This is a genomic window from Janthinobacterium silvisoli, assembly GCF_014200725.1.
Classification (GTDB): Bacteria; Pseudomonadota; Gammaproteobacteria; order Burkholderiales; family Burkholderiaceae_D; genus Janthinobacterium.
Genome location: NZ_JACHCL010000002.1, coordinates 972,795 through 986,998, shown reverse-complemented (window position 1 = coordinate 986,998; position 14,204 = coordinate 972,795). Strand labels below are relative to the sequence as shown.

Genomic DNA, 14,204 nt, shown 5'->3' with positions numbered 1-14,204 from the left:
CTACTGCGCGTCCCGCTTTGCGGCCTGCGATGCTCACCGTGCTCTAGCACGGTTGCGCTTCTTAGCCACAAATCACTGCCGCTCGCTACGGTTTGGCCAAGTGTTTTTTTGATGAAAAAAAGGCTGTATGGCCTGGAGGAGAACGATATGAAGATCAAGGTATTGATCGTGGATGATTCGGCGCTGATCAGGAGTGTCATGACAGAGATCGTGAACAGCCAGCCCGACATGGAGGTAGTCGGTGCGGCGCCAGATCCTCTGGTGGCGCGCGAGATGATCAAGCAGACCAACCCTGACGTGCTGACCCTGGACGTCGAGATGCCGAAGATGGATGGCCTCGATTTCCTGGAAAAGCTGATGCGCTTGCGCCCGATGCCGGTGCTGATGGTGTCGTCGCTGACCGAGCGCGGCTCGGAAATCACCATGCGCGCGCTGGAACTGGGTGCCATCGATTTCGTCACCAAGCCGAAGATATCGATCCAGAGCGGCATGCGTGAATACACGGACATGATCGCCGATAAAATCCGCGCCGCCTCCAAGGCCCGCATCCGTGCGCGCACCGTGCCATCGGCCAGCGACAAGACGGCCGCGCCGCTGCCAGCCTTGCGCAGCCCTTTGACTTCGAGTGAAAAGCTGATCATCGTGGGGGCGTCCACCGGCGGCACCGAAGCGATCCGCGAATTCCTGATGCAGATGCCATCGGATTGCCCCGGCATTCTGATCACGCAGCACATGCCTGAAGGTTTCACGACTTCGTTTGCGCGCCGCCTCGATTCGCTGTGCAAGATCTCGGTGCAGGAAGCGGCCGGTGGCGAACGCGTGCTGCCTGGCCACGCCTACATCGCGCCTGGCCACTCGCACCTGAGCCTGACCCGCAGCGGCGCCAACTACATGACCAGGATAGACCAGGGCGAACCGGTCAACCGCCACCGTCCTTCCGTCGACGTGCTGTTCCGCTCTGCCGCCCAGTCGGCCGGCAAGAATGCCGTCGGCGTGATCCTAACCGGCATGGGCAAGGATGGCGCCCAGGGCATGTTGGAAATGAAGGCGGCGGGCGCGTATAATTTTGCGCAGGATGAAGCCAGTTGCGTGGTGTTCGGCATGCCGCGCGAAGCGATTGCCATCGGCGCCGCGCATGAGGTTGGTCCACTGAAATCGCTGCCCGGCATGGTGCTTGGTCACCTGGCTGCACATGGCATGCGCGCATTGCGCGTATAAGCGACTTTTTAATGTGATTCAAAGCAAGTTTGTTCGCCTAAAAGCAACGAAAATGCTATCCTACAACTTGCTGCCGTAGTGTCGACCATAATGTCGGCATTCATGTCGATATTATTAACAAACCGCTACAGAAACAACGGAGTTATTCATGGCTGATCCAAAGATGAAATTTTTAGTCGTTGACGATTTTTCGACGATGCGCCGCATTGTCCGGAATCTGTTGAAGGAACTGGGTTATGCCAACGTCGATGAAGCTGAAGACGGCGTAATGGGCCTGGCCAAGCTGCGCGCCGAATCGTATGACTTCGTGGTTTCGGACTGGAATATGCCGAACATGGATGGCTTGACGATGCTGCAGCATATCCGTGCCGATCCTGCGCTGGCCAAGCTGCCGGTGCTGATGGTGACCGCTGAAGCGAAGAAGGAAAACATCATCGCCGCTGCCCAGGCTGGCGCCAGCGGTTACGTCGTCAAGCCATTCACGGCCGCGACCCTCGATGAAAAGCTGAACAAGATTTTCGAGAAACTGGAAAAAGGCGGCTAAGCCGGGTCCAGCTTTTAGCGAAAAAAACGCTGCCGGTGTGAACCGGCAGCGTTTTTTTTCTCCTTCGACTATTACGCTGCCGTTTGAACGGCCAGCAGGTCATCGATGCCGATGCGCTTGGCAAAATCGATGCGTACCTTTTCAGCGACCAGCGACACTTCTTCTGCGCCATCGTTGATGAAATCGACCACGGTGCGGAACGGACGCTGGCCAGCGGGCAGGCCGACCACGCGCACGATGTCGTCGGCCACAGCGATTGGGTCGGCATCGTCCGGCGTCAGGGCCGACAGGCGTGCGCCCACCTGGTCCATCAAGCCGTCGTAGCGGGCATAGGCGGCGCTGGTGTTGGTGTCGGCCGGTTTACCCGCATTCGGGAAGTGCGCCGTGCCGCGTGTAAAAGCGCCTGGCGTGACAATCGTCGTTTCGATGCCGAAGCGCGTCAGCTCGTACGACATGGTCACGGCGATCGAATCCATGGCCGCCTTGGCCGCTACGTAGGGCCCCATGAACGGTGGAAAACCGCCGCGCGTGGTGGTGCTGCTGACCCACAGCAGCAAGCCGCTGCCTTGCGTGCGCAAGACGGGCAAGGCGGCCTTGTTGACGCGCTGCGCGCCGATCACATTGGCGTCGAAGACGTGCTTGATTTCTTCCGGCGAGAACGCTTCCATCGGGCCCGTGACGAGACCGCCCGCATTGTGCACGATCACGTCCAGACGACCCTGTTCGGCCACGATGGTGGCGATGGCTGCGTCGCACGACGCTTGCGACAGCACGTCCAGTTCCAGGCCGCGGATATCGACTCCACGCGCAAACGCATGGTCGCGCAGTTCCAGCACGCGCGCCGCATTGCGCCCCAGGGTGTCGCGCATGCTGGCATACACCGTGTGGCCGGCGGCAGCCAAAGCGCGCGCCGTCAGGTTGCCGATGCCGGTCGACGCGCCGGTAATCAAAATGACTTGTTTCATGATGTGGTCCGTTTCTGTTCGTGCTGCGTTTATACCAGGCCGCCGTTGGCGCGCAAAGTTTGGCCATTGACCCAGCGGCCATCGGGACCAGCCAGGAAGGCGACGGCGGCGGCGATGTCGTCCGGCGTGCCCAGGCGTTCCAGTGGCGCCATCTTGCTCATGCGTTCTATCATTTCTTCCGTCTTGCCGTTCAAGAACAGGGCGGTCGCGGTCGGGCCGGGGGCGACGGCGTTGACGGTGATGTCCTTGCCGCGCAATTCCTTGGCAAAGATATTCGTCATGGTTTCGATGGCGGCCTTGGTGGCGCCGTAGACGGAATAGCCGGGCAGGGCGATGCCAATCACGCTGGTCGAAAAATTGACCACGCTGCCGCCATGGCGCAAGCGTTTTGCCGCCTGGCGCATGGTGTTGAAGCTGCCCTTGACGTTGATGGCGAACAGGCTGTCGAAGGTGGCGTCGTCCGTGTCGGCCAGCGCAGGCAGCACGGCTGGCATGATGCCGGCGTTATTGACCAGCACATCGACGCCGCCAAACGCCTCTTCTGCCGCATCGAACAGTGCTTGCACGTCGGTCACATTGGACACGTCGGCTTTCACGGCGATGGCAGCGCCGCCGGCGTCCACGATGGTGGCCACCAGCTTGTCTGCTTCCGCCTGGCCATTGGCATAGTTGACGACGACTTGCATGCCGTCGCGCGCCAGGCGCTGGGCGATGGCGGCGCCGATGCCGCGCGATGCGCCGGTAACGATGGCAACTTTTGGGATGGTGGTGGTAGTCATATCTGCTCCTGTGTGGTGGTGGGGCTACGCCGTTGCGAGCCAGTGACTGCATTGTGATCTTTATCTTTAGCCGGATAAAGGCGGGTTGCCTGCCAAGACTGTGCAATTGTTGATAACAATAATTGTTGGCCGGACTGGCATGGTGCAGGCAAAAAAGGCGGCTTTATCGCTGCCATCGGCAGCTCTATAGTGCTTGTCTTAAAGAGAAACGCATTCAGGAGCACACCATGTCGAAACGATTGTCACCGTTCATCCTTGCCGCTGGCGCACTATTGATGCCGCTGGCCCAGGTCGCCCATTCCTTTAGCTCCAGCCACCAAGACTCTTCCATGCAAGCTTCAACCACGTATCTGTATTTATTGCGCAAGACCCCCTTCTTTACACGGCTGACGACGGCCCAGCTGCGCGAGGTGATCGCGCATTCCAGGGAGTGGGAAGTCAAGCCGGGCACGGCCATTGCCACCAGCGGCGATGCGGCGCGCAGCGTGTGGATATTGCTCGATGGGGGATGGCAGGTAGAGGCGGGCGGCAAGGTCTATCCGGCGCTGCACGATCAGCCAGGCAAGTGGTATGGCCGCGATGCCGTGTATGCGGCCGCCCAGCCCTCACGGCTGGTGGTGATCCAGCATAGTTATGTGATGCAGATGACGCAGACTGATTTTGAACGTTTGCTGGCGCAAGGCCTGGATTTCCAGACCCATCTGGCGCAGGGGAAGCAATATTATGCTGAAATATTGCGCATAAATAATTTTTAATGATGTAGGGCAATATTTCTTGTAACAAGGATTGAGTCCTGGCCCGCTTTGCGCGATGATCGCTCCACTGTCCCCGACCCCGACAATAAGGAGCGCAACATGCGCCGAATAGAGACTGTAGTATTGGCAGTGAGTACCGCCTGCCTGGTGGCTTGCGGCGTCAGCGTCGAGCAGGCGCCGGTGCTGTCCCTCAACACCTCTGCCGTAGAATACAATGACGAGTTGCTGAGCCGTTACCAGCCCCTGGTGACCGCCGAGCCGAATGCCACCTCGATACGGTTGCTGGCGGAAGATCCCGCCCAGGCGCGCGCCGTGCTGCGCAGCCAGAAACTGCCGGCAAGACAGCGTAAATTATGGGAAGACGAAGAGATTGTGCTGGAGTTGCCCGCCCATGAAACGATCATGGCGGACCATCACCGGGCCTTCACGCCAGATGGCGAAGGCCGGGTGATCGGCTTGTAGATCAAAGCTTGGGTCAAGCCCTTAAATTTCCAGATTGTCGATCAAACGCGTCTGCCCCAGCTTGGCGGCGGCCAGCACTACCAGCGGTTCGCCGGCAGCCAGTTCAGTCGATGATGGCGCTTGCAGGTTGCCACGCTTGCGTACGGAGATGTAGTCCGATTTCCAGCCGCGGCCATCCAGTGCCTGCATCGCTGCCTGTTCCAGCTCCCCGATGGACAGGTTGCCCTTGCGTACTTCCTCGGCCACGAAGTTCAGGCCCTTGTACAGTTCCGGCGCTTCGGCCCGTTCCGCTTCCGACAGATACATATTGCGCGATGACAAGGCCAGGCCATCGTCGGCGCGCCAGGTTTCGGCGGCGATGATTTCCGTCGGCAAGGCGAATTGGCGGCACATATTGCGGATGATCATCAACTGCTGGTAATCCTTCTTGCCGAACACGGCCACGCGCGGCTGTACGCAGGAAAACAGCTTGGTGACGACCGTGCACACGCCTTCGAAGAAGCCGGGGCGGAATTCGCCTTCCAGGGTATTGCCCAGGTCATCAGGTGGACGCACGCGGTATTCCTGCGGTTCCGGATACAAATCTTTTTCCGTCGGCGCGAACAGCACGTACACGCCTTCTTTTTCCAGTTTCTCGACGTCGGCCTGGAAGGTGCGCGGGTACTTGTCGAAGTCTTCGTTCGGGCCAAATTGCAGGCGGTTCACAAAGATCGAAGCGACGACCGGGTCGCCATGCTTGCGCGCCAGGCGCATCAGCGACAAATGGCCTTCATGCAGATTGCCCATGGTGGGCACAAAGGCTGTGCGCAGCTGTCCGCTGAGTTGGTCGCGCAATTCTTCGATGTCGGAAATAATTTTCATTGATTGCTCTCGCTAAAACCCCGGTATCCGGTAGCCGGTAAGAAGGGGAGGATGATATCAGGCAGGCGAATAGGCCAGCCGGACGTAGATGGGTGCAAATGGCTCGGCTTGCGTGATTTCGATCAGGGTTTCCTTGGCCAGTTCCAGCAAGGCCACGAAATTGACCACCACGATGGGCACGCCACCGGCGATGTCGAACAGGTCGCCAAATTCCACGAAGCGGGCGCTTTGCAGATGGCGCAAGATGCTCGACATATGTTCGCGCACCGATAATTCCTGGCGGCTGATGCGGTGATGCTGGGTCAGCTTGGCGCGTTTCAGCACATCGAGCCAGGCTTGCTGCAAATCCACCGGCTCCACGTCGGGCCAGGTGGGCGTCAGGCTTTGCTCGATGAAGATCTGCGTGCGCACGAAATCGCGTTCGAATTGCGGAATCGTATTCAAATCGTAGGCGGCCAGCTTGATTTGCTCATATTCAAGCAGGCGGCGCACCAGTTCCGCGCGCGGATCGCCGCCATCTTCCTCGACATCGCTTTTGCGCGATGGCAAGAGCATGCGCGACTTGATCTCGATCAGCATGGCTGCCATCAATAGATACTCGGCCGCCAGTTCCAGATTGCGCACGCGGATCTGGTCGACGTATTTCAGATATTGCAGGGTGACCTGCGCCATTGGAATATCGAGAATATTGAAGTTTTGCTTGCGGATCAGGTAGAGCAGCAAGTCCAGCGGGCCTTCGAAGGCTTCGAGGAAGATTTCCAGCGCGTCCGGCGGGATGTAGAGATCGGTCGGCATGCGCAGCAGCGGCTCGCCATACAGGCGGGCGATGCCGGCTTCGATCGCATCGACGGCAGGCGCCGTCTCTGTGACCGCTGTTGCCAGCTCGGTGTCGTTAGCCACGCCGTTGCTGTCGCCGCTAGCGACAGCTTCTGGCGTGCTCACCGACTCTTCAGGCAGCATCGTGCCGTGTCCAGGGTGTTAGATCTTGTTCTGGTAGACGTAAGCCTGTTGCTTGACGGCCGACGCCATCTGGCGGTCTTGTTCATCGAGGCTGACGGGCGGCTTGTCCCACAGCAGGGCACGGCCGGCGCGCTGGCCTTCGTCGATGGCAGGGTTCTTGGCCTTCAGTTCATTGATGAACTTGGTGTGGTCGGAAACGTAGTTCAGGTGTTTTGCAGGCAGTTTCATATTTTCTTCTGAGTAAAGTCAGCAAGCTCCATTTTACCGCGCCGCAAGGAGCGGCGGGCAGACTATCGCCTGGCTGTGGGGAAATTTGTAAAAATTATCTTAAAAACATCAATAACGCAGTGAGCGGCGCATCATCATCGGCAGCGGTTCGGCCGGGTTGGCGTGCGAATACTCCAGTTCCTCGGCCAGTTCAAAGCCGTAGGCTGCATAAAAATCGATCAGCTTGGGCTGGTCGCGGCGTATTGCCAGGCGTAATTCCTCTGCCTGGCAAGCCAGGCCGTGGTGTATCACGGCTTCCAGCAACTGCTGCGAACAATGCTGGCCGCGCCAGGCAGGCACGATGCCCATGCGCGCAATTTCCCAGATGGCCGGCTCGCTGTCGAGTGGCATCCAGCGCACGGAACCGGCTGGATGCCCATCGATCAACAAGATAAACCCGCCGCCGCTGCGCAAATCATCGGTCACTCGCTCGGTCGTTTCGCGGTGCCCGCTGGACGTGGCGGCAACCTTGCCGGCCCACGATGCGCGGGTCAGCTCGGCTATCAATTGCACATCCGCATCGTTCGCTTCGCGCACCACGATCTGCATTGCTGGCCTCGCTTAGCGGATGCGCATGCCAGGTTCAGCGCCTGGCCATGGGTTCAGGATGTAGATGCCAGGGTTGGCTTTCTCGTCAGCAGCAGAAGCGGCCATCACCATGCCTTCGGAAATACCGAACTTCATCTTGCGCGGCGCCAGGTTGGCTACCAGCACGGTCAGCTTGCCGACCAGCTCTTCCGGTTTGTAGGCCGAGCGGATGCCCGAGAATACATTGCGGTAACGGCCTTCGCCTGCATCCAGGGTCAAACGCAGCAGCTTGTCCGAACCTTCAACCAGTTCGCAATTGACGATCTTGGCGATGCGCAGGTCGACCTTGAGGAAATCGTCGATCTTGATCTCTGGCGCCAGTTCTTCGATGTCCAGGGCTGCCGGGGCTGCAATCTCGGCCACAGCCTCAGCTACTGGAGCAGCTGCCGCTACAGCCGCTTGCGGTGCATCAAACAGCGCTTCGATCATCTTCGTGTCCATGCGCGTCATCAAATGGCTGTAGGCGCCGATGGTGCGGCCCAGCATGCTGTTCGATACGGCGTCGCCAAACACTTGCGTATCGGCCCAGCTAAATTGCTCGTCGTTCAGGAACGTGGCCACATTCTTGGCTACGCCCGGCAGTACCGGCGACAGCAAGATGGTCAGCTGGCGGAACAGGATCAGGGCGGTGGTGCAGACATCGTGCAATTGAGCCGTCTTGTCGGCATCCTTGGCCAATATCCACGGTTTGTTTTCATCGACATACTGGTTGGTGATGTCGGCGATTTCCATGATTTCGCGCAAGGCCTTGCCGAATTCGCGGTTTTCAAAGTGCTGGGCGATGCTGGCCTGGCGCTCGACGACCACGCCATTGACGTCATGCGTGAGGGCGCGGCTGATCCACGCTTGCGCGCCGTCCGACAGCGTGCTTGCCAGCTTGCCATCGAAACGCTTGGCGATAAAGCCGGCGCAGCGGCTGGCGATATTCACGTATTTGCCGATCAGGTCGCTGTTTACGCGGGCCACGAAGTCGTCGCCGTTGAAGTCCAGGTCTTCCACTTTCGAGTTCAGCTTGAAGGCGATGTAGTAACGCAGCCATTCCGGGTTCATGCCCAGGTCCAGGTAGCGCAGCGGCGAAATGCCGGTGCCGCGCGACTTCGACATTTTTTCGTTGTTGACCGTCAGGAAGCCGTGTACATTGACTTTCAGTTTCTCGATCACCGGGTGGCCGGCAAACTGCAGCATGGCTGGCCAGAACAGCAGGTGGAACGAGACGATGTCCTTGCCGATGAAGTGGATTTGTTCAGTAGCCGGGTCGTTCAGCAGGGCGTCGAAATCGATGCCTTTCTTGTCGCAATAGTTTTTCAGGCTGGCCAGGTAACCGACCGGCGCATCCATCCAGACATAGAAAAACTTGCCCGGTGCATCAGGAATCGGGATGCCGAAGTAAGGCGCATCGCGCGAAATGTCCCAGTCAGCCAGCTTTTCGCCCGCTTCACCGAGCCATTCGCTGACCTTGTTGACCATTTCAGGCTGCAGGCGGCCTGGCGTGTTCAGCCAGTTTTTCAGGAATTCAAAGCAGCGCGGGTCCGACAGCTTGAAGAAATACTGTTCCGACGGTTTCATCACGGGCGTGGCGTTGGTGAAGACCGAGAATGGATTGACCAGGTCGGTTGGCTGGTAAGCCGCACCGCACACTTCGCAATTGTCGCCATACTGGTTCTTGGCGCCGCATTTCGGGCATTCGCCCTTGATGTTGCGGTCAGCCAGGAACATGCCCTTGACCGGATCGAAGAAACGGTCGACGGTTTTCGTGACGATCAGGCCCGTATCGCGCAGTTTGCGGTAGATGGATTGCGACAGCTCCACGTTTTCAGGCGAATCGGTCGAATACCAGTTGTCAAAGGCGATATGGAAACCGTCGAGATACTGGGCGCGTCCGGCGGCGATATTGGCGACGAATTCCTGCGGCGTGATGCCTTCCTTTTCGGCGGCGATCATGATGGGCGTGCCGTGCGTATCGTCGGCGCCCACAAAGTGCACTTCACGAGCGGCTGCGCCATCGCGTTGCATTCGCTGGAACCGGACCCAGATATCGGCCTGGATATATTCCATGATGTGGCCAATGTGAAAAGCGGCGTTTGCGTAAGGCAGGGCAGTGGTGACGAACAGCTTCCGAGTCATGATTGATGCACTTTTGGGATGGATAAACAGGCATTTTAACAGCGGAAACGCGATATGAGCAGATGCGGAACATATATGGCCAGCGCCGGCGCCGCTTTTGTCTTCCTCGCGAGCCGCAAATTTACGCTAGACTGCGCCTATTGCATATGTAGGAACATCCCGGAGATTGTCATGAGCATCACAGTAGAAGACGTCAAAGCAGCACTGACACAGGTTATTGATCCCAATACCCATAAAGATTTCGTTTCCAGCAAGACTGTCAAGAATTTAAAGGTAGATGGGGCCGATATTTCGCTCGATATCGAGCTCGGTTACCCGGCCAAGAGCCAGATCGACCTGATCCGCAAATCCGTGCTGGCCGCCCTGCGCGTGCTGCCCGGCGTGGGCAATGTCAGCGTGGGCGTGTCGTCCAAGATCATTTCACACACGGTGCAGCGCGGCTTGAAGCCGATGAATAATGTCAAAAACATCATCGCCGTTGCCTCAGGCAAGGGTGGTGTTGGTAAATCGACCACGGCGGTCAACCTGGCGCTGGCCCTGGCTGCCGAAGGCGCCACCGTTGGCGTGCTGGACGCAGACATCTATGGCCCATCGCAACCGATGATGCTGGGCATTAGCGGCCAACCGAAGACCCTGGACGGCAAGAGTATGGAGCCGATGGAAAATCACGGCCTGCAAGTGTCGTCGATCGGTTTCATGATCGATCCGGACGAGCCGATGGTGTGGCGCGGCCCGATGGTCACGCAAGCCTTGCAGCAATTGCTGGACCAGACCAACTGGCGCGACCTCGATTATCTGATCGTCGACATGCCACCAGGCACCGGCGACATCCAGCTGACCCTGTCGCAAAAAGTGCCGGTCACGGGCGCCGTCATCGTGACCACGCCGCAAGACATTGCGCTGCTGGACGCGCGCAAGGGCTTGAAAATGTTTGAAAAAGTCGGCATCCCTATCCTGGGCGTGGTGGAAAACATGAGCACGCATATCTGTTCGAACTGCGGCCACGCAGAAGAAATCTTCGGCGCCGGCGGCGGCGCCAAGATGTGCGCGGACTTCGGCGCGGAATTCCTGGGCGCCTTGCCTTTGACCATGGCGATCCGCCAGCAAACCGATTCGGGCACGCCAACCGTGGTGGCCGAGCCGGACGGCCCGGTGGCCGTGATCTACAAACAGATCGCCCGCACCATCGCCATCAAGGTAGCGGAAAAAGCCAAGGACATGACCAGCAAATTCCCTTCGATCGTGATCAAGAACGATTGATCTTCAGCGTCATTTGCTGAGCAAGATAAAAACGGGGCCGGTCACTGTGTGATCGGCCCCGTTTTTATTGCTTGCCAGACTGTCATCATATTGTCATATTATCTGCGTATCCTGCCCGCTGGCGAGGGGCGCGCAGCGTCCTGGTGCCCAACAGACACTATAGAGACGAGCCATATGACCAAGAACTTTTCCCTTTCCCGGCAACTGGCGTACGCGCTGCTGGTTTCCAGCGTGGCCGCCAGTCACGCGTTTGCTGCTTCTGCTGCGCCTGCTGCCAAGACTGCCCAGCCGAAACTGGTGGTGGTGCTGGTGGTCGACGGCTTGCCGCAGGAACAAGTAACGCGCTACCGCGACCAGTTCGGCCAGGGCGGTTTCCGTCGCCTGCTGGAGCAGGGCGCCTGGTTCAGCGATGCACACCAGGCCCATGGCATTACCGTCACCGCCATCGGCCACTCGGCCGTGCTGTCGGGCGCTTATCCGTATCAACACGGCGTGATCGGCAATAACTGGATCGATCCCGTCACCAAGAAATCCGTGTACTGTACCGAAGACGGCAATTTCCATTACATCGGCGAAGAAACCAAGCCCGACGATGGCACCGCGCCGACCAAGCTGCGCGTGACTACCCTGGGCGATGAGTTGCGCTACGCCACCGGCGACAAGGCCAAAGTCATCACCGTGTCCGGCAAGGACAGGGGCGCCATTTTGCTGGCTGGCAAGACGGGCACCGCTTATATGTATATGGAAAAGACCGGCAACTTCGCCAGCAGCACTTACTATATGAAGCAGCATCCGCAGTGGGTACAAGCCTACCAGGCAGCCAAGCCGCAAGACCGCTACTACGGCAAGAGCTGGACGCCGCTGCTGGCCGACAGCGCCTATGTCAACGACGCGCGCGATGATCTTGTGCCGGCCAAGCCTGGCGCCCGCAACACCTTCCCATTTTCCTATTACAGCGACAGCGGCAACCTCGATGGCGATTACTACAACCGCCTGAAGGCCGGTCCTTTCCTTGACGAGCTGACCCTGGAATTTGCCCGCGCCGCCGTCGATGGCGAAAACCTGGGCCGCAATCCGGCCGGCGTGCCCGACATACTGGGCGTAAGCCTGTCGGCGCACGATTATGTGAACCATGCCTACGGCCCGGAAAGCAGGATGTCGCACGACCATCTGCAGCGCCTGGACCGCATGCTGGCCAGCTTCTTTGGCGACCTCGATAAAAAGGTCGGCATGGATAACGTCATCGTGGTACTGACGGCCGACCATGGTTTTGCCAACGTGCCTGAATTTACCGAAGCGCGCGGCATCTCCGCCAGGCGCATCGACGGCGACAAACTGGCGGCTGACCTGAACCAGCATCTGGCCACGACCCTGGGCGTGGACAAGCTGGTGACGACCTGGTCGATGCCGAATATCTATCTGGACTATGCACTGGCAGAAAAAAGCGGTATCAAACGTGCGGACCTGGAAAACGCCGCCGCCCGCTACCTGATGGAGCAGGACGGCCTGGCCCAGGTCTACACGCGCACGCAGATGGAAAGCGGTGCCGTGGCGACGCGCATGGATACCCTGATGCGCCGCGCCTGGAACCGCCAGCTGTCGGGCGACCTGATGGTGGTGACGAAACAGGCCTGGTACTTCGGCAAGGGCGTGGGCGGCACCTCGCACGGCTCGCCCTACACCTATGACACCAACGTGCCGCTGATGGTCTTCGGCCCGCGCTGGATCAAGCCGGGCGCCTACGGGCAATACGCCGAGGTGGTCGACATCGCCCCCACCCTGGCCCACTTGCTGCGCGTGCGCCAGCCATCGGCATCGGAAGGGCGGGTGCTGGTGGAGGCCGTGAAGTAAGCTAGCTTACAGCAACCAGTCTATCGGCAGCACCGACAAGATAGATACCCCCATGCGCTTCCACACGCTGGTGCCCGGTTCAGTATCGTAGCGCGTGGTGCTGCCGTTGGCGCTGCGGGCGGTCCAGTAGAGGGAGCCGTCCGGCGCCAGGTGCACTTGATAAGCGCGCTGGGGGATGGTGCTGCGCATGGCGGCGCCCAGCTGGCTGGCCAGTTCGGGGCTGTCGATGACGAGGCCCATCTCCGTATTGAGTTCGATCGAGCGCGGGTCGAAGTTGAATGAGCCGACAAAAATGCGCTGGTCATCCACGGCAAAGGTTTTGGCATGCAGGCTCGAGGCAGAACTGCCGAAGCGGCCCGTGTGTTCGCGCGCGTCCCCTTCTTCCCACGAGCGGCGCGATTCATACAGGGTCACGCCCGCTTCGAGCAAGGGTTTGCGCCATTTGGCGTAGCCCGCATGCACGGCTGCCACGTCGGTTGCTTCCAGCGCATTGGTCAGGATGCGCACGTTCACGCCACTTTTCGCCATGTCGGCAAACGCCTGCGTACCCGATTTGCCGGGCACGAAATACGGTGAAATCAAGTCCAGCTCTTTTGCCGGCACGCCCAGCAGGTTTTTCAGGTTTTCCGCCACACCCGTGCCATGGCGCGCCTTGCCGAGCACCTTGGCCGGGTCGTCGCTGACCAGGCGCGTGGGCGCCCAGATCAGGGGCAGGCTGCGCTCCATCAACTGCTTGACAAACGGCGAGGTGCGCATCGCTTCCACATATTCCAGCGCGGCGGCACTGTCTTCCACTTTGCCAGCCTTGACTTCGATGGCGCCTGCATCATTGACCGCAGGCTTTTTCAGCAGCAGCGCTGCCGGATAGGCCGAGGCGCTATTCCAGTAGCGGTCGAAGTCCTGCGATACTTCATCCACCACGGGGCCGACCACCAGCACGTCGAGGTCGGAAAACAGCACGTCGCCAGCCGCGCCAAAATATTCATCACCCACATTGCGCCCACCGACGATGGTGGCCTGGTTATCGGCCGTGAACGATTTATTGTGCATGCGCCGATTCAGGCGCGAAAAGTCGCCTAAAAAGGCCAGGGCGCGAGGTTTGCGCAGCTGGAAGGGATTGAACAAACGGATTTCAAGATTGGCTTGCTGGCCCAGTTGCGCCAGCGTGGCGTCCATGCCCGAGGTGTTGTTATCGTCGAGCAGCAGGCGCACGCGCACGCCCCGTTCGGCCGCCTGGCGCAGCGCTTCAAACAATAGCGTGCCAGTGATGTCTTCATGCCAGATGTAGTACTGCACGTCGAGGCTACGCTGGGCGGCAGCCGCCAGCAGGGCGCGCGCGGCAAATGCATCGCGCCCGTCGGCCAGCGGATAGATGCCGGATACGCCCGGGTGCTGGGCGGCCATGGGCGCGATGGCCAGTCCCAGCTGCGTATCGTTGGTGCCGGTGATGCGGCTTGAAACTGCCCTGCCATCCAGCGAGGGCAGGGGCGCGCAGCCAGCCAGCAGGCTGGCTGCCAAGAGCAGGGTGGAGAGGTGGAAGGAGCGGGTGGGCATGGCTTGCTTTCATCGG

The 14,204-nt window shown here is 59.6% G+C and carries 14 protein-coding genes; 6 read left to right on the top strand and 8 right to left on the bottom strand.

Annotated elements, in window-relative coordinates; translation table 11 throughout:
• The first annotated feature begins 147 nt into the window (after positions 1-147).
• Positions 148-1,218, top strand: coding sequence for a protein-glutamate methylesterase/protein-glutamine glutaminase (locus HDE75_RS14620; RefSeq protein WP_183676996.1), 1,071 nt, complete (start codon positions 148-150; stop codon positions 1,216-1,218).
• 148 nt (positions 1,219-1,366) lie between these two features.
• Positions 1,367-1,762 (top strand): chemotaxis response regulator CheY, encoded by a 396-nt coding sequence (cheY, locus tag HDE75_RS14615; protein WP_183676997.1) that lies wholly within the window; start codon positions 1,367-1,369, stop codon positions 1,760-1,762.
• A 71-nt stretch (positions 1,763-1,833) separates the two neighbouring features.
• On the opposite strand, the gene HDE75_RS14610 is transcribed toward cheY, so the two are convergent.
• Entirely contained in the window at positions 1,834-2,727 is an 894-nt protein-coding gene (locus HDE75_RS14610) for an SDR family oxidoreductase (RefSeq protein ID WP_183676998.1), read from the bottom strand.
• Positions 2,728-2,756: 29 nt separating this feature from the next.
• Positions 2,757-3,506: an SDR family oxidoreductase gene (locus tag HDE75_RS14605; protein ID WP_183676999.1), complete on the bottom strand. Its 750-nt coding sequence runs from the start codon at positions 3,504-3,506 to the stop codon at positions 2,757-2,759.
• Positions 3,507-3,733: 227 nt separating this feature from the next.
• Between HDE75_RS14605 and HDE75_RS14600 the strand changes: the two genes are divergently transcribed.
• Positions 3,734-4,261: a cyclic nucleotide-binding domain-containing protein gene (locus HDE75_RS14600; RefSeq protein ID WP_221291862.1), complete on the top strand. Its 528-nt coding sequence runs from the start codon at positions 3,734-3,736 to the stop codon at positions 4,259-4,261.
• 99 nt (positions 4,262-4,360) lie between these two features.
• Complete coding sequence (locus HDE75_RS14595; protein WP_183677000.1) at positions 4,361-4,723, top strand: hypothetical protein; 363 nt, start codon at positions 4,361-4,363, stop codon at positions 4,721-4,723.
• Between the two features lie 21 nt (positions 4,724-4,744).
• On the opposite strand, the gene panC is transcribed toward HDE75_RS14595, so the two are convergent.
• The 5 genes from panC to metG form a co-directional block, all read right to left on the bottom strand.
• Positions 4,745-5,584 carry a pantoate--beta-alanine ligase gene (panC, locus tag HDE75_RS14590; protein WP_183677001.1) on the bottom strand — a complete coding sequence of 280 codons (840 nt, stop codon included), beginning with the start codon at positions 5,582-5,584 and terminating at the stop codon, positions 4,745-4,747.
• A 57-nt stretch (positions 5,585-5,641) separates the two neighbouring features.
• The gene (locus HDE75_RS14585) at positions 5,642-6,544 is read right to left on the bottom strand and encodes a segregation and condensation protein A (protein WP_183677002.1); all 903 of its coding nucleotides are present in this window, start codon (positions 6,542-6,544) and stop codon (positions 5,642-5,644) included.
• A gap of 18 nt (positions 6,545-6,562) precedes the next feature.
• Positions 6,563-6,772, bottom strand: a complete 210-nt coding sequence (locus tag HDE75_RS14580; protein WP_183677003.1) for a DUF3460 family protein — start codon at positions 6,770-6,772, stop codon at positions 6,563-6,565.
• A gap of 108 nt (positions 6,773-6,880) precedes the next feature.
• Positions 6,881-7,360, bottom strand: a complete 480-nt coding sequence (locus HDE75_RS14575; protein WP_183677004.1) for a GNAT family N-acetyltransferase — start codon at positions 7,358-7,360, stop codon at positions 6,881-6,883.
• A 12-nt stretch (positions 7,361-7,372) separates the two neighbouring features.
• The gene (gene metG / locus HDE75_RS14570) at positions 7,373-9,523 is read right to left on the bottom strand and encodes a methionine--tRNA ligase (protein WP_183677005.1); all 2,151 of its coding nucleotides are present in this window, start codon (positions 9,521-9,523) and stop codon (positions 7,373-7,375) included.
• A gap of 171 nt (positions 9,524-9,694) precedes the next feature.
• Between metG and apbC the strand changes: the two genes are divergently transcribed.
• Complete coding sequence (gene apbC / locus HDE75_RS14565) at positions 9,695-10,783, top strand: iron-sulfur cluster carrier protein ApbC (RefSeq protein ID WP_183677006.1); 1,089 nt, start codon at positions 9,695-9,697, stop codon at positions 10,781-10,783.
• Between the two features lie 174 nt (positions 10,784-10,957).
• Positions 10,958-12,634 (top strand): alkaline phosphatase family protein, encoded by a 1,677-nt coding sequence (locus HDE75_RS14560; protein ID WP_183677007.1) that lies wholly within the window; start codon positions 10,958-10,960, stop codon positions 12,632-12,634.
• 6 nt (positions 12,635-12,640) lie between these two features.
• Here HDE75_RS14560 and HDE75_RS14555 read toward each other — a convergent pair whose 3' ends face one another.
• Positions 12,641-14,188: a phospholipase D family protein gene (locus HDE75_RS14555; protein ID WP_183677008.1), complete on the bottom strand. Its 1,548-nt coding sequence runs from the start codon at positions 14,186-14,188 to the stop codon at positions 12,641-12,643.
• Positions 14,189-14,204 lie beyond the last annotated feature (16 nt).

Bases quoted from the DNA above. Each gene is read 5' to 3' on its own strand.
- HDE75_RS14595 (WP_183677000.1), top strand. From the start codon at position 4,361: ATGCGCCGAATAGAGACTGTAGTATTGGCAGTGAGTACCGCCTGCCTG.
- metG (WP_183677005.1), bottom strand. From the start codon at position 9,523: ATGACTCGGAAGCTGTTCGTCACCACTGCCCTGCCTTACGCAAACGCC.
- HDE75_RS14620 (WP_183676996.1), top strand. From the start codon at position 148: ATGAAGATCAAGGTATTGATCGTGGATGATTCGGCGCTGATCAGGAGT.
- HDE75_RS14560 (WP_183677007.1), top strand. From the start codon at position 10,958: ATGACCAAGAACTTTTCCCTTTCCCGGCAACTGGCGTACGCGCTGCTG.
- HDE75_RS14605 (WP_183676999.1), bottom strand. From the start codon at position 3,506: ATGACTACCACCACCATCCCAAAAGTTGCCATCGTTACCGGCGCATCG.
- HDE75_RS14610 (WP_183676998.1), bottom strand. From the start codon at position 2,727: ATGAAACAAGTCATTTTGATTACCGGCGCGTCGACCGGCATCGGCAAC.
- apbC (WP_183677006.1), top strand. From the start codon at position 9,695: ATGAGCATCACAGTAGAAGACGTCAAAGCAGCACTGACACAGGTTATT.
- panC (WP_183677001.1), bottom strand. From the start codon at position 5,584: ATGAAAATTATTTCCGACATCGAAGAATTGCGCGACCAACTCAGCGGA.
- HDE75_RS14600 (WP_221291862.1), top strand. From the start codon at position 3,734: ATGTCGAAACGATTGTCACCGTTCATCCTTGCCGCTGGCGCACTATTG.
- HDE75_RS14585 (WP_183677002.1), bottom strand. From the start codon at position 6,544: ATGCTGCCTGAAGAGTCGGTGAGCACGCCAGAAGCTGTCGCTAGCGGC.
- cheY (WP_183676997.1), top strand. From the start codon at position 1,367: ATGGCTGATCCAAAGATGAAATTTTTAGTCGTTGACGATTTTTCGACG.
- HDE75_RS14580 (WP_183677003.1), bottom strand. From the start codon at position 6,772: ATGAAACTGCCTGCAAAACACCTGAACTACGTTTCCGACCACACCAAG.
- HDE75_RS14575 (WP_183677004.1), bottom strand. From the start codon at position 7,360: ATGCAGATCGTGGTGCGCGAAGCGAACGATGCGGATGTGCAATTGATA.
- HDE75_RS14555 (WP_183677008.1), bottom strand. From the start codon at position 14,188: ATGCCCACCCGCTCCTTCCACCTCTCCACCCTGCTCTTGGCAGCCAGC.